Source organism: Pseudoxanthomonas spadix BD-a59 (genome assembly GCF_000233915.3).
Classification (GTDB): Bacteria; Pseudomonadota; Gammaproteobacteria; order Xanthomonadales; family Xanthomonadaceae; genus Pseudoxanthomonas_A; species Pseudoxanthomonas_A spadix.
Genome location: NC_016147.2, coordinates 2,102,109 through 2,115,903 on the forward strand (window position 1 = coordinate 2,102,109; position 13,795 = coordinate 2,115,903).

Here is a 13,795-nt window from a genome sequence, read left to right on the forward strand (position 1 = left end):
GCACCCGGCCACATCCGACGTAACCTGCAAGCCATGAGCGATGCAGGCGACGAAGACGACCAGGCCCGCCTGTTCCGCGAGGCGATTGGCCAGGTGCGGCGCATCGCGCCTACGCCCACGCCGCCGCGCAAGCCGCGGCCGCGTCCGCTGGCACGCATGGCCCAGGCCGATGAACGGGCCGCGGCCAGCGAATTCCGCCGGGCGCTGCAGGCCATGCCGATCGGTGCCGGCGATGTGCTTTCACACCGGGTCCAGGCGCTGCCGGTGGGCGTGTTCAACCGGCTCAGGCGCGGCCAGTTCTCGGTCCAGGACGAACTGGACCTGCACGGGGCCACCGCCGCCCAGGCAGAAACCGCGCTGCGCCAGTTCCTGCGCGATGCCCAGCGCAGCGGCAGCGCCTGCGTGCGCATCATCCACGGCAAGGGACTCGGCTCGCAGGCCGAGATTCCGGTGCTGAAGAACGTGGTGGACCGCGTGCTGCGCCACCGCAGCGATGTGCTGGCGTTCCATTCGGCCACCCCGGCCCAGGGCGGCACCGGCGCGGTGGTGGTGCTGCTGGGCGCGCGCTGAGGGGCCCGAGCGGGCCTGCATGGCAATGGCGCCTGGTTCAGGCCGGTGAGCGGTGTTCGTGCCCCTGCGCAGGCGCCTGGTTCGTCAGGGCGATGCCTGGTACCGCAACCCGAAGATATCGAAACGTGAAAGCGCGTCTTCAAGCCCAGGGCTTGAATCCATCACTGTCACCATGTTCCGTTATCTCCGGGCTACGGTACTAGCCAGGGCAGGTGCCGCAGGTCAGCGGGAGCAGGACTTTTGCCTCCAGCCCGCCGAGCGTGTTGGACACGCCGAGCTCGATGCGCCCGCCGTGCGCGATCACCACCTCGTTGGCGATGGACAGGCCAAGGCCACTGCCCTCCACGCCGGTTCCCAGTTCGCGATGGAACCTCAGGAACACCCGCTCACGGGCTTCCTCGGCAATGCCCGGCCCGGAGTCCTCGACGCAGATCATCGCAACGTTGGCCATCAGCTGGGTCGAGACTGCGATGCAACCGCCTTCGGGCGTATAGCGCACCGCGTTTTCCACCAGGCTGCGCACCAGCAGCGCCAGCGTGAACTCATCGCCGCGCAACTGCACCCCTGCCAGCGACAGGGCCAGGACCTGGCCCTTGGCCCGCGCCAGCGCCCGCACGTCCTCCACCTCCATGCTGACCACGGTGTCCAGGTCCAGCAAGGCCGGCCTGTGCGCTTGCGGGCCCTGCTCGGCGCGACTGAGCGCCAGCAGCTGCGCGACCAGTTTTTCGAGCCGGCTGGCGCTGGCCTCCACATGCTGCTGCGACTCAGCCCGCTCATCGTCATTGCTGGCCTGGAGCAGGTTGGCCACATGCACCTTGAGCGCACTGATCGGCGTGCGCAATTCGTGCGCCGCATCGGCGATGAAGCGACGCTCCCGCGCCAGTGCCGAATCCAGCCGCTGCAACAGTCCGTTCACCGCACGCACCAGGCCGTGGACTTCAGCGGGCAGGTTGGAAAATTCCAGGGGCGACATCCGTTCGGGATCGCGCTCGCCGATCTGGTCAGAGACGCGGACCAGCGACCGGGTCGCCCACCGGACCACGATCCAGATCAGCGCGGCCATCAGCGGCAATGCCACCAGCAGCGGAACCAGGGTGGCCATGGCGATGTCCGCGGCCAGCTCCTGGCGGATGTCGGCATGCTCGGCCGACTGGAACCACCACCCTTGCGGCGAGCGCAGCGTGAACACCCGCCAGGTCGCCTGATCGATCCGCTGGTCGGTGAAGCCGGGCCGCAGCGGGGCGAAGGCCTGCACCGGCGCACTGTCCGAACGCAGCAGCAGCCGCCCCTGGGCGTCCCGGATCTGGAAGGCCAGCTTGGTTTCGTAGGCATGCCCGTCCGCAAACGCCAACGCCTCGCCGACCCCTTCCACCCGACCGTGCCAACCATGCAGCACGATGGGTTCGCCGGGATGCTCGGCAAGATCTGCCAGCGACTCGTCGACCAGACCGACCAGGACCCGGGCCGACTGCACCAGGCGCGCATCGAACATCTCGCCAGCTTCCTGCAGACCGGCACGGTAACTGAATGCCGCCGCCAATGCCATCAGGATCGAGAGCAGGCCGATCAGCGCAACCAGCAGCACGCGCCGGATCGAATTCAAGCAGGCGTCTCGCCGGCACGCGCCACCGCGTCCTGGTCGAAGGCGTAGCCGATCCCGTGCACGGTGCGCACCACTGAAGGATGGAGCTTGCGGCGGAGCTGGTGGACATGCACATCGACCGCGTTGCTGGCCACGTCCTCGTTCCACCCATACAGGTGCTGCTGGATCGTCTCGCGGCCCAGCGGGCGGCCGCGTTGCTCCATGAGCAGGCGCAGCAGGGCGAATTCGCGACGGGTCAGATCCACGCCCCGGCCCTGCCAGGTCACCGTCAGGCGGGCCGGATCCAGGTGCAGGGGGCCCGAGTCAAGGGCCGGCTTGGCACGGCCGGCGCTGCGCCGCAGCAGGGCCCGGATGCGGGCGTGCAGCTCGGCGGTATCGAACGGCTTGCCCAGGTAGTCGTCGGCGCCGACATCCAGGCCCAGGGTGCGATCGGCGGCGCGCTCACGCGCGCTCAGGACCAGGATGGGAACATCGCTGTCCTGGGCCCGGACCTGGCGGATCACCTCGATGCCGTCCACCCGCGGCAGGCCCAGGTCGAGCAGGACCAGGTCCACCCCGCCATCGTTGATCGCGGCCAGGGCACTGGCCCCGTCACGTACCCAGTCCACCGCGAAGGCCTCGCGCCGCAGCGCGATGCAGATGCCCTGGCCCAGCGAAACGTCGTCTTCAACCAGCAGGATGCGCATGGGCCCAGTCTCTGTCGGGTCGGCTCAGCGGCCGGCAAGGTGGGCGTTGACTTGTTTCAGTTTCGCCTCGGCCTCCTGGCGCCGGCCGCTGTCGGCCAGCGCCCGCACGGTGCGGGCCCGGCGCGGCCAGGGCCTTCTGCAGGGCCGCCGCCGCGCCCGCCCAGTCCTTCTGGTCACGCAGGAAGTCGCCATAGAAATAATTCGCATCGATGCCGTCGGGGTTGATCTCCAGGCCCTTGCGCAGCATCTGGCGCGCGGTGTCATCGTTGCCAAAGCCCAGCGGCCAGCCTGGGACCTGGTAATACAAGGCGCCCAGGCTGGTATAGGCCGAACCATCCAGTGCGTCGGGATCGAGCTTCAGCGCCGCTTCGAAGTCCGCCCTTGCCTGCTTGACCAGGCTCAGCGCGCCCATGCCGCCTTTCTCGCCGGCCCAGCTGGACAACACGATGCCCTCCCAGATCAGCGTCGCCGCATCCCTGGGCTGGGCCTGGCGCGCCTGCGCGGCCTGCCCGGCCAAGGCCTCGAAAGCCGCCTGGCGCTCGGACTTGGGCAGCTGGTAGTTGATCTGCGCCCAGCGGTCGCGGATCTGGACCACGGCGGGCGACACGGCCTGGCCGGCGGCCTGGGCCAGGCCGGCGAGCAGCAACAGCGCGCCCAGTCCGAGCACGCGCAGCGCGTCAGCGCGAAGAAGGTTCATGGATCGGTTCCTCGAAAGTGGCCGGCGCCTGACTGCTGGCGTGGCGCCGGATGATGGGAAGCTGGGCGCGCAGGCTGCGGTCGACCAGCGCGGGCAAGGCGCCATTGAGGCGCGCGAACAGTTTCTCCGGCCAGCCCAGCTGGCGCCGCAGATCACCGCGCTCGATCGCCCGGACCAGCTGGCGGGCAACCTGCTCGGGCGTGTCCGAGCGGGTCTTCAGCTCGGCATTGAGCGCATCGACGCGGGCCGAATTGAATGCGGTGCGGGTGGCGCGCGGCGACAGGTACTGGAAACGCACCGGGCTCTCGGCGTACTCCCGGGCCAGGGCCTCGAACAGGCCGCGCAAACCAAACTTGCTGGCGCTGTAACCGGCAAAGGCCGGAAAACCGATGCTGCCGAAGGTGGAGCCGATCGCGACCACCGCCGCCTGCGGATGCTGGGTCAGCACCGGCAGCAGCGCATGGACCAGCAGCGCGGGGGCCACCAGGTTGGTGTGCAGCACGTTCTCAAGCTCCGCTGCGCTGTGCTGGCCGAACAGGCCGAACGCACTCTGGGCATGCCCCAGCACCAGCACGTCCGCAGCCGCAGGCTGTTCCCGTGCGGCCTGGACCAGCCGCGCCCGTCCTTCGGCGCCGGACAGGTCGGCGACCACGGTCACCACCCGACCCTGCGGCTGGGACTCGGCCAGCGCCGCCAGGCGCGCCGGATTGCGTCCCACCGCCAGCACCTGTGCACCCGATTGCACCAGCGCCGCGCACAGCGCCGCGCCGATGCCACCGGTTGCGCCGGTCACGATCACGTTCTTGCCGCGCAGGTCCATCAGGCGGCCTCGGCCAGGCGCAGGCCGTCGCGGCGCAGGGTGCGGAAGATGTCGCCATAGAGCACGTAGAAGCGCCGCGCGGCGTGGACCACGGCCTGGCGATCGGCTTCGTCGTCCAGGCGGTTCATCAGTCCTTCGAAGAATCCGGTGTGCTCCACGTCCAGCTCGCCATGCGAGAGCAGGTAGCTGAAGGCATTGCGCGGCAGCCCCAGGGCGGTCTGGATGGTGTTGGCCGCGCGGGTGGCCAGGGCCACGCTGGCCCCTTCCAGGACCAGCACCATGCCGAAGAAGCCCACCGGATTGCCACGGGCGATGGTGTCGTAGGCATAGCTGACCATCAGCTCGGTGGCCAGCGACGGCTGCGAAGCGGCGCAGGTGGCGCGGTCTGCGCCGCAGGCGACCAGGTCGTCCAGGACCCACTCGTGGTGGCCCATTTCCTCGCCGATGTATTCGCCGATCGCGGCCCGCAGCCATTCCAGCCGGGCCGGCAGGCGCGCGCCGCAGGCCATCAGCAGCGGCACGGTGTGGCGCACGTGGTGGTAGGCCTGGCCGAGGAAGGCCACATAGTCCTGGCGGGCGATCTGGCCGGCCAGCGCGGCCTTGAGGATGGGCACGGACAGCAGTTCGGCGCGTTCGGCCTGGGTCTGCTCGAGCAATGTGTCGTGAAAGGTCATGCGGCAACTCCGGAAGCGGGGATGGTAGCCGGGCGGCGATAGCAGGCATCCACCTCGGACTGGTAGCGGGACAGGATCGCCTCGCGGCGCGGGCGGCCGTTGGCGGTGAGCAGGCCGTCGGCGGCGGTGAACGGCGCCCGGGCCCGGACGAATCGCGCCACCCGCGCGTAGTCGGGCAGTCCGGCGTTGACCTCGGCCAGGGCCTGGGCGATGAGCGCGTCATCGGCGTCGGGCCGGCGCGGCCAGAGCACGGCGATGTTGTCGGCCTGGGCCTCGCCCCAGACCACCGCCTGGGCCAGCACCGGGTGCTGCAGCAGCTCGCTTTCGACCCACTCGGGCGAGACGTTGCGCCCGAAGGAGGTGATGAACACATTCTTGCGGCGGCCGGTGATGTGCACGAACCCCTCGCCGTCCAGGTGGCCCAGGTCGCCGGTCCGCACCGGCCCGGGCGCAAGCGCTTCACCGCCGAGGTAGCCCAGCGCGCGCACGCCATCGACCAGGATCTCGCCGCCATCGAAGGACACCCGGGCATGCGGCAGGGCCTGGCCGACGCTGCCGGCGCGCTGCGCCCCGGGCCGGTTCAGGCACACCACCGAGGCGCATTCGGTCAGGCCATAGCCTTCGAACACCGGCAGGCCCAGCGCCTGGGCGCGTGCCAGCAACGCCGGGCCGACCCGGCCCCCGCCCACCGCGATGTAGCGCAACGAGGCCGGCAACGGCGCGCCCTGTTCGGCTGCCATCACCAGCGCCAGCAGCAGCTGCGGCACCAGGATCACGCTCTCGGGCTGGTAGCGGTGCAGGCAACCGAGCAGGGTGGGCACGTCCAGGCCGGAGGCACCGGTGTAGCCGATCTCGCTCAACGACGGCAGCGCGATCTGGGCATCGGCCAGCAGCGCGGCGTAGAGCCCGGCGACGTTCTCCAGCAGCGTGGACAGCGGCATCAGGCACAGGTGGCGGCGCGGGGCGATGGCGCTGGAGGCCTGCACCAGCGAACCGGCCACGGTCAGCAGGCTGGCGCCATCCAGGCACACGCCCTTGGGCCGGCCGGTGGTGCCGGAGGTGTAGGTGACGCAGGCAGTCCCGGTTGGCAGCGCGACCGGGCGATCGGCAGCCAGTCGCCAGCCGGCCAGCCCGGTGCCGGCCAGCGGCGGCCCGAGCACCGGGGCACCGGCAGGCAGCGGCGTGGCTTCGGCCACGATCACCGCCTGCGCGCCGCTGGACGCCAGCGCATGGTCCACCTGCTCGGCCGAGAAGAACGTCGGCAGCGGCACGTGCACCCCGTCGATCAGGCGCAGGGCCAGGTCCAGTTCGAGCCAGGCCACCCCGTTGTCGAGGCGACTGGCGATGCAGGTCGTGCCGGCGCGCTGCAGGCGCTCGGCCAGGCTGCGCACGCGCCCGGCCAAGGCCGCATCGCCGATACCGCCATCGGCGACGATGACCCGCTCCGGGACCCCGCGCAGCGCATCGAACAAGGCCTGTGAGACCGGCGCGCTCACAGCGACACGGCCAGGCAAAATCCCGAGGCGTCCGCCACCGGCTCGGCACGGGCCTGTTCGGCCTGGCGCATGACGTAGCCGTAGCCGGAGGTCACGTTGCCGCACATCACCCTGGGCTGGGCCTGGTAATAGCGGCCCCACTCGCTTGCATCGCCCTGCAGCCGGTCCGCGCGCGCCTCGGCCAGCTCGGTCAGCGACAGATGCAGACGGTCGAACGCATTGCGCAGCTGGCGGGTGGCGGCAAACAGGACCCAACGCACGTGTGCGGCATGCAGCGTGCAGGTCAGCTGCAGGATCAGTTCGCGCGCCGCGCCCGGGGTCGATGCAGCAAAGCTGCCGACCTCGGCCAGGTCGCGGCGCTGCACGCCCTCGGCCAGCTGCCGCGAGGCCAGCAGTGTCTCGGCGGGGACATCCAGGTACTGCTCGACAAACAGCGGGCCCTCCTGGCCCAGCCGCAGGCCCACCGCCGCCAGCAGCTGCCCTTCGCTGTCGCGATAGGCCAGCAGATGAGGCAGGAAACTGTGCAGTTGCGCGCCATGGCGGTCGCGGTAGACCTGGGCGATGAACGCCTCCACCACGGACCGCTGCGGATGGTGCGCCTGAACCAGCTCGGCGCGCGCGAAACGTCCCTCCAGCGGGACAAGGGAGGCGGTGGGGATCCAGGACATGGCGCCAGACTGGCGTGGCCAGATTAAGTCGCAATTAGCCAAATGTTAGCCGTTCATTCGCTTTTCGATCAGGAATCGTTGCACGCGGCCGATACGAACGACCAAAGCCGTTGCCCTTCATGCGCTGCGGTTGGCCTCGCGCACCGGCCCCAGTTCGTGCAGCAGCGCGGTGGCATAGCTGCCCGGCGCCAGGGCGAACCCAAGCTCCAGCGTTTGCCCATCAAGCCAGGTCCAGCGCAGATCGAACGCCTGCTGGCGCAGGGCGCGGCGCTCCTGCTTCAGGCCCGCCGCCTCCAGGCCCGCGCGCAGGGCCGGGCCGTCAGCTTCTGACAGCACGCGCAACTCCAGGGCTGCGCACACGCCCTGCGCACGCAGCTCGCCCTGACCCCATTGCGGGCCAGTGGGATGGATGTCGAACGTGGCCAGGCGCCGGGCCAGGGTGTCGCTGCAGGGTTCCGGGCCGAACACGCTGCGGCTGCCGGCGAGCATCCAGACCTCGCCCTCCAGGCCGCGCTCCCAGCTGCCGTCGGCCACGCGCGCGGCCAGCACCCGGTTGAACAGTTCCGAGCGTGCGGCCGAAAGCAGGATCGAGCGCTGCTCGCGCCTGACCCGGCGTTTTGGAACGTCCGCACATGGAGGTGCGGGCTCTTGCGAGGGACTCGCATATCCGAACATCGCCAGGGCCTGGTTGACGTTGCCGCCGCCACGGCCAAAACGCTGCTCGCCGAACCAGTTGGGCAGGCCGCGATCGGCGATCGCCTGCAGCCGAGCTTCGATGGCCGAGCGCTCGCCCTGGACCTGGCGCAGCACCAGCGTGAAGCGATTGCCGGCCAGCGCCCCGCGCGGCAGCTTGCGGTTGTGCCAGGCCGAATCGACGATCTCCAGCGGGTCGCCGGCCAGGGCCGCCAGCGCCGGCGACACGCGCCTGGGCAGGTGCACGCTGAAGCGCTGGGTGGTGACCGCATGACGGTCCTTCAGCCCGGCGTAGCCGATGCCGACCTCGCCGATTCCGGCCCATTGCGCCAGCCGGCGCGCGACCTCTGATGTGTTCAGGCCGCGCTTGCGCAGGGTCAGCAGCAGGTGTTCGCCCTCGCCATGGGCGGCGAAGCTGTCGATCTCCACGACCTGGAAATCTTCGGGCTGGCTGCGGAATGCCGCACTCAGCACGGGTGGACCATAGGCGTGGGGAAGAAGAGATGTCTCGGTCATGGACCTTGCAGTTCAAAGCCCCTCTCCTTCACCACGGAGAGGATGCCGGGGTGAGGATACACGGGCAAAGGCTATGCCGAATCCGGTATGCGTGGCTTCGCCCGTACCCTCATCCCGAACCTGCAATTGCAGGTTCACTTCGCGCCACCTTCTCCCGATGGGAGAAGGAAGAGCTCACGCCCGCACCAGCAGCAGCACGGCCTGCGCGGCGATGCCTTCACCGCGACCGGTGAAGCCCAGCTGCTCGGTGGTGGTGGCCTTGACGCTCATCGCATCGACCTCGATGCCCAGCACCTGGGCCAGGTGCGTGCACATCGCCCGGGCATGGGGGCCGACCCTGGGCCGCTCGCAGATCACCGTGACATCGGCATTGCCCACCTGCCAGCCACGCGCACGCAGCAGGCCGTCGCAGTGCCGCAGGAAATCGGTGCTGTCGGCATCCTTCCAGCGCGGGTCGCCGGGCGGGAAATGCCGGCCGATATCACCCAGCGCCAGCGCGCCCAGCATCGCATCGCACAGCGCGTGGATGACCACATCGCCATCGCTGTGCGCCAGTACGCCACAGCGGTGCGGCACGCGCACACCGCCGAGCATCAGGTGGTCGCCGTCGGCGGCGAAGGCATGCACATCGAAGCCTTGGCCGATGCGGAAGGGCGTGCCGGGACCCGGGACCCGGGACCCGGGACCCGGAAGAGCCGAGACGGCCGAATCGGCGCTGGAGGCTTGTTGCTGTTGCTGTTGTTGCACCTGCTCTTGCTCTCCCCGAGTCCCGGGTCCCGGGTCCCGGGTCCGGACGATATAGGCAAAGCGCTCCAGATCGGCCCAGGTGGTGATCTTGAAGTTGGTTTCGCTGCCCTCGACCAGCAGCGGGCGCAGGCCCAGCCGCTCCATGGCCATCGACTCGTCGGTCACATCGATGCCGGCGCCGGCGGCCTGGTCCAGCGCCCGGGTCAGCTGCAGGCGCCGGAACATCTGCGGGGTCAGCGCGCGCCACAGCCGCTCGCGCGGCTCGGTGCCGTCCACGCCGCCGTCGTCGCCGGCCCGCTTGAGCGTGTCGCGCAGCGGCGCGGCCAGCAGCGCGCCGACCGGATCCTGGCGGCCGCGTTCGATCAGCTGCTCCAGGTCGGCCCCGGCCAGGTTCGGCCGCGCCGCATCGTGTACCAGCACGAAGTCATCGCCGCGCACCTGCTCGGGCAGCGCCTGCAGCGCGGCCAGCACCGAGGCCGCCCGGGTGCCGCCACCGAGGCAGGCCAGCACCGGCTTGCCGCCGAATTCGGTCCAGCCTGGCCACCACGGATCGTCGGCCGAAATGGCCACCACCACGCCCTCGACCAGCGGGTGCGAGAGCAGCGTGGACAGCGTCCAGGCCAGGACCGGTTGGCCACCGACCTGCAGGTATTGCTTGGGGACCTGGCCACCGAAGCGCAGCCCACGGCCGGCCGCGGGCACGATCACCCAGATACCGCGCATCAGTGGCCCTCGGCCTGCGCCGGGGCCGGATCCTGCGCGGCCTGCGGGACGGCAGGCAGCTGGTCACCGGACATGCCGGCCTGGCCTGCGGGCGTGTCGACCACGCGATAGAACTTCTCGCCCGGCTTGATCATGCCCAGCTCGCTGCGGGCACGCTCTTCCACCGCCGCCTCGCCGGACTTGAGGTCTTCCACTTCCGCCGCCAGCGCCGCGTTGCGCTGCTGCAGGCCCTGATTCTCGCGCACCTGGCTGGCCACCTGCGCACGCATGGCGATCACCTCGCCCGAGCTGCCGCGCCCGAACCACAGGTGGTACTGCAGGAACACCAGCAGCAACACCAGCACCAGCAGCAGCCAGCGCGGCTTGGCCATCTCAGTTTCCCAGGGTGAAGGTGAAACCGCCCAGGCCCATGGCGCTGCCTCAGCGCCTGAGCGAGACGAACGCGTCGCGGCCGGCGTAGCGTGCGCCCTTGCCCAGTGCTTCCTCGATGCGCAGCAGCTGGTTGTACTTGGCCACGCGGTCGGAGCGGCACAGCGAGCCGGTCTTGATCTGGGTGGCGGTGGTGGCCACGGCGATGTCGGCGATGGTGGTGTCCTCGGTTTCGCCCGAGCGGTGCGAGACGATCGCCGCGTAGTTGGCATGGTGGGCCATGGCGATGGCTTCCAGGGTCTCGGTCAGGGTGCCGATCTGGTTGACCTTGATCAGGATGGCGTTGGCCGTGCCGGTCTCGATGCCTTCCTTGAAGATCTTCGGGTTGGTGACGAACAGGTCGTCGCCCACCAGCTGCACCTTCTTGCCCAGGCGCTCGGTCAGCTGCTTCCAGCCGGCCCAGTCGTCCTCGGCCATGCCGTCCTCGATGGTGATGATCGGGTACTGCACGACCCAGTCGGCCAGGAAGTCGATGAACTGCTCGGAGGTCAGGCGCTTGTTCTCGCCGACCAGGTTGTACTTGCCATTGTCGTGGAACTCGCTGGAGGCCACGTCCAGGCCCAGCAGGATGTCTTCGCCGGCGGTGTAGCCGGCCTTGCCGATCGCTTCCAGGATGGTGTCCAGCGCTTCGACGTTGCTGCGGAAGTCCGGGGCGAAGCCGCCCTCGTCACCGACCGCCGTGCTCAGGCCGTGGCCCTTGAGCACGCTCTTGAGTGCGTGGAAGATCTCGGCGCCGGCGCGCAGCGATTCGGAGAACGAATCAAAGCCCACCGGCAGCACCATGAACTCCTGGAAGTCCACGTTGTTGTCGGCGTGGGCACCGCCGTTGATGATGTTCATCATCGGCACCGGCAGGCTGATGTCCGATTCGCTGGTGTCGGCCAGGTGCTGCCACAATGGTTTGCGCTTCGAGGCGGCCAGCGCATGCGCGTTGGCCAGCGACACGCCCAGCAGCGCGTTGGCGCCCAGGCGGCCCTTGTTCTCGGTGCCGTCCAGGTCGATCAGGCGGCGGTCCAGGCCTTCCTGGTCCAGCGCATCGAAGCCCTTGAGCGCATGGGCGATGGCGGTGTTGACGTTGTCCACCGCCTTGCGCACGCCCTTGCCCAGGTAGCGGGTCTTGTCGCCATCGCGCAGTTCCACCGCTTCCCTGGCGCCGGTGGAGGCGCCGGAGGGCACCGCCGCACGGCCAAGGGAACCATCGGTGAGCGTGACTTCCGCCTCCAGCGTGGGGTTGCCACGGGAGTCGAGGATTTCGCGGGCGTGGATCTTGGCGATAATGGTCATGAGGTCAGTCTTGGCTCTTTCGATCGGATGAAGGTCGGCGGCCGGGCAGGCGATGGCCGAGTGAGGTCAAGAACGCGATTTGGCGCGCATCCGCCTCGCGGCGCCGTGCACGTTCGCGCGCGAAGCGATTGTAGAGGGTGCAGGCCAGCAACGCGCCGCCCAGCACGGCCAGCATCAGGCCGCCGGTCGATGCGGCAGCCGAGTCGATGGCATCGGCTGCAGCCAGCGTGCCGCTGGCGACCCGTTGCTGCAGACGCGGCACCAGCAGGTGCCAGGCAATCAATTCAGCGGCAAGGGTGAGCAGGACGCAGGCCACCACCTGGCGATGGCCCAGCCCGGCAAAGCCGCGCGATGGAGGTTGCCCGTCGGACATCAGGCACAGGCGCCTGCGGATGCGCGAGCGCGTTCCATGATGATCGCAGCGGACACGGCGGCCCGTCCGACCCACGCGCGCGGGGCGAGCGCCAGGCCATTCACGCCCGCGCTTCCTTGAGCAGCTTGCCGCCGGCCTTGCGCTCGCGCGCGGCGCGGATGAAGCCGACGAACAGCGGATGCCCGTCGCGCGGGGTGGACAGGAATTCCGGATGCGCCTGGCAGGCCAGGTACCACGGGTGCCTGTCGCGCGGCAGTTCGACCATTTCCACCAGGGTGTCGTCCATCGACTTGGCGCAGATCACCAGGCCGGCGTCTTCCAGCTGGGCGCGGTAGCGGTTGTTGAACTCGTAGCGATGACGGTGCCGCTCGGACACCACGTCCGCACCATACATCTCGCGTGCCAGGGTGCCCGGCTTGAGGCGCTGTTCCTGCAGCCCCAGGCGCATGGTGCCGCCCAGGTCGGAACGCTCGTCGCGCTTTTCCACCTCGCCGGTGGCGGTGCGCCATTCGGTGATCAGGCCGATCACCGGATGCGGGGTCTGCTTGTCGTTCTCGGTGCTGTTGGCACCTTCCAGGCCACAGACGTGGCGCGCGTAATCGACCACTGCCGCCTGCATGCCGTAACAGATGCCGAAGTACGGCACGCCATGTTCGCGCGCGTACCGGGCGGTGAGCACCTTGCCTTCGAAACCGCGGTCACCAAAGCCACCCGGCACCAGGATGCCGTCGACGCCTTCCAGGGCGCCGGTGCCGGCCTCGATATCCTGCGATTCGAGCCACTTGAGGTTGACCCGGGTACGCTGGCGCAGGCCGCCGTGCTTGAGCGCCTCGCCGACCGACTTGTAGGCGTCCTTGTGGTCCACGTACTTGCCGACCACCGCGATGGTGACCTCGTCCAGCGGATTGACCGTGGCGTCCACGGCCGCTTCCCACTCGTGCAGGTCGGCCTGGTTGCGCACCGGCAGATGCAAGCGGTCGACCACGAACTGGTCCAGGCCCTGCTCGTGCAGGTTCAGCGGGATCTTGTAGAGCACATCCACGTCGCGCAGGGTGATCACCGCGCGCTCGGAGACGTTGGTGAACAAGGCGATCTTGCGGCGTTCGCCGTCCGGGATTTCCTGCTCGGAGCGGCACAGCAGCACGTCGGGCTGGATGCCGATCGAACGCAGTTCCTTGACCGAATGCTGGGTCGGCTTGGTCTTCAGCTCACCGGCGGCGGCGATGTACGGCACCAGGGTCAGGTGTACGAAGACCGCCTTTTCCTGGCCGCGCTCGCTGCGGATCTGGCGGATCGCCTCCAGGAACGGCAGCGATTCGATGTCGCCCACGGTGCCGCCGATCTCGATCAGGCCCACGTCGAAGCCGGCGGTGGCCTCGTCGATGCTGCGCTTGATCTCGTCGGTGATGTGCGGGATGACCTGCACGGTCGCACCCAGGTAGTCACCGCGGCGCTCCTTGCGGATCACGTTCTCGTAGATGCGGCCGGTGGTGACCGAGTTCTTGCGGCTCAGGCGGGTGCGCACGAAGCGCTCGTAGTGGCCCAGGTCCAGGTCGGTCTCGGCGCCATCGTCGGTGACGTAGACCTCGCCATGCTGGAACGGACTCATGGTGCCCGGATCGACGTTGATGTAGGGATCCAGCTTCATCATCGTGACCTTCAGGCCGCGCGACTCGAGGATGGACGCCAGCGACGCGGCGGCAATGCCCTTGCCCAGTGAGGACACCACCCCGCCGGTCACGAAAATCAGGGGAGTCATAAAGTGAAGGCTCCTGGAAAGCCATAGTCTACCGGCTGCGGCACCGGCGGCCAAACA

General features: G+C 69.3%; 13 protein-coding genes and 2 pseudogenes. 1 reads left to right on the plus strand and 14 read right to left on the minus strand.

Features of this window, described 5'->3' with window-relative positions; all coding sequences use genetic code 11:
* Window positions 1-33 precede the first annotated feature (33 nt).
* The gene (locus tag DSC_RS09465; protein ID WP_014160944.1) at window positions 34-570 is read left to right on the plus strand and encodes a Smr/MutS family protein; all 537 of its coding nucleotides are present in this window, start codon (window positions 34-36) and stop codon (window positions 568-570) included.
* A 199-nt stretch (window positions 571-769) separates the two neighbouring features.
* On the opposite strand, the gene DSC_RS09470 is transcribed toward DSC_RS09465, so the two are convergent.
* The 14 genes and pseudogenes from DSC_RS09470 to pyrG form a co-directional block, all read right to left on the minus strand.
* On the minus strand, window positions 770-2,152 hold the full coding sequence (locus tag DSC_RS09470; protein ID WP_043291180.1) for an ATP-binding protein: 1,383 nt from the start codon (window positions 2,150-2,152) through the stop codon (window positions 770-772).
* 17 nt (window positions 2,153-2,169) lie between these two features.
* On the minus strand, window positions 2,170-2,859 hold the full coding sequence (locus tag DSC_RS09475) for a response regulator (protein ID WP_014160946.1): 690 nt from the start codon (window positions 2,857-2,859) through the stop codon (window positions 2,170-2,172).
* 24 nt (window positions 2,860-2,883) lie between these two features.
* A pseudogene (locus tag DSC_RS09480) lies at window positions 2,884-3,556 on the minus strand (hypothetical protein).
* Window positions 3,537-4,376 carry an SDR family oxidoreductase gene (locus DSC_RS09485; protein ID WP_014160948.1) on the minus strand — a complete coding sequence of 280 codons (840 nt, stop codon included), beginning with the start codon at window positions 4,374-4,376 and terminating at the stop codon, window positions 3,537-3,539. The pseudogene DSC_RS09480 and the gene DSC_RS09485 overlap by 20 nt, the downstream one beginning before the upstream one ends.
* Window positions 4,376-5,050 (minus strand): iron-containing redox enzyme family protein, encoded by a 675-nt coding sequence (locus DSC_RS09490; protein WP_014160949.1) that lies wholly within the window; start codon window positions 5,048-5,050, stop codon window positions 4,376-4,378. Before DSC_RS09490 ends, DSC_RS09485 begins: the two co-directional genes overlap by 1 nt.
* The gene (locus tag DSC_RS09495; protein WP_014160950.1) at window positions 5,047-6,546 is read right to left on the minus strand and encodes an AMP-binding protein; all 1,500 of its coding nucleotides are present in this window, start codon (window positions 6,544-6,546) and stop codon (window positions 5,047-5,049) included. Before DSC_RS09495 ends, DSC_RS09490 begins: the two co-directional genes overlap by 4 nt.
* On the minus strand, window positions 6,543-7,214 hold the full coding sequence (locus tag DSC_RS09500) for a thermostable hemolysin (RefSeq protein ID WP_014160951.1): 672 nt from the start codon (window positions 7,212-7,214) through the stop codon (window positions 6,543-6,545). Before DSC_RS09500 ends, DSC_RS09495 begins: the two co-directional genes overlap by 4 nt.
* A gap of 117 nt (window positions 7,215-7,331) precedes the next feature.
* On the minus strand, window positions 7,332-8,423 hold the full coding sequence (gene truD, locus DSC_RS09505) for a tRNA pseudouridine(13) synthase TruD (protein WP_043290516.1): 1,092 nt from the start codon (window positions 8,421-8,423) through the stop codon (window positions 7,332-7,334).
* 174 nt (window positions 8,424-8,597) lie between these two features.
* Entirely contained in the window at window positions 8,598-9,068 is a 471-nt protein-coding gene (gene ispF, locus DSC_RS17250) for a 2-C-methyl-D-erythritol 2,4-cyclodiphosphate synthase (RefSeq protein WP_274377831.1), read from the minus strand.
* 204 nt (window positions 9,069-9,272) lie between these two features.
* A pseudogene (gene ispD, locus DSC_RS09510) lies at window positions 9,273-9,893 on the minus strand (2-C-methyl-D-erythritol 4-phosphate cytidylyltransferase); the annotation flags it as partial.
* Window positions 9,893-10,264: a cell division protein FtsB gene (gene ftsB / locus DSC_RS09515; RefSeq protein ID WP_014160954.1), complete on the minus strand. Its 372-nt coding sequence runs from the start codon at window positions 10,262-10,264 to the stop codon at window positions 9,893-9,895. The pseudogene ispD and the gene ftsB, both read right to left, overlap by 1 nt.
* 49 nt (window positions 10,265-10,313) lie before the next feature.
* Window positions 10,314-11,606: a phosphopyruvate hydratase gene (gene eno, locus DSC_RS09520; protein ID WP_014160955.1), complete on the minus strand. Its 1,293-nt coding sequence runs from the start codon at window positions 11,604-11,606 to the stop codon at window positions 10,314-10,316.
* Between the two features lie 4 nt (window positions 11,607-11,610).
* Window positions 11,611-11,922 carry a hypothetical protein gene (locus tag DSC_RS09525; protein ID WP_148268116.1) on the minus strand — a complete coding sequence of 104 codons (312 nt, stop codon included), beginning with the start codon at window positions 11,920-11,922 and terminating at the stop codon, window positions 11,611-11,613.
* Window positions 11,923-12,079: 157 nt separating this feature from the next.
* On the minus strand, window positions 12,080-13,738 hold the full coding sequence (gene pyrG, locus DSC_RS09530) for a CTP synthase (RefSeq protein WP_014160957.1): 1,659 nt from the start codon (window positions 13,736-13,738) through the stop codon (window positions 12,080-12,082).
* Window positions 13,739-13,795 lie beyond the last annotated feature (57 nt).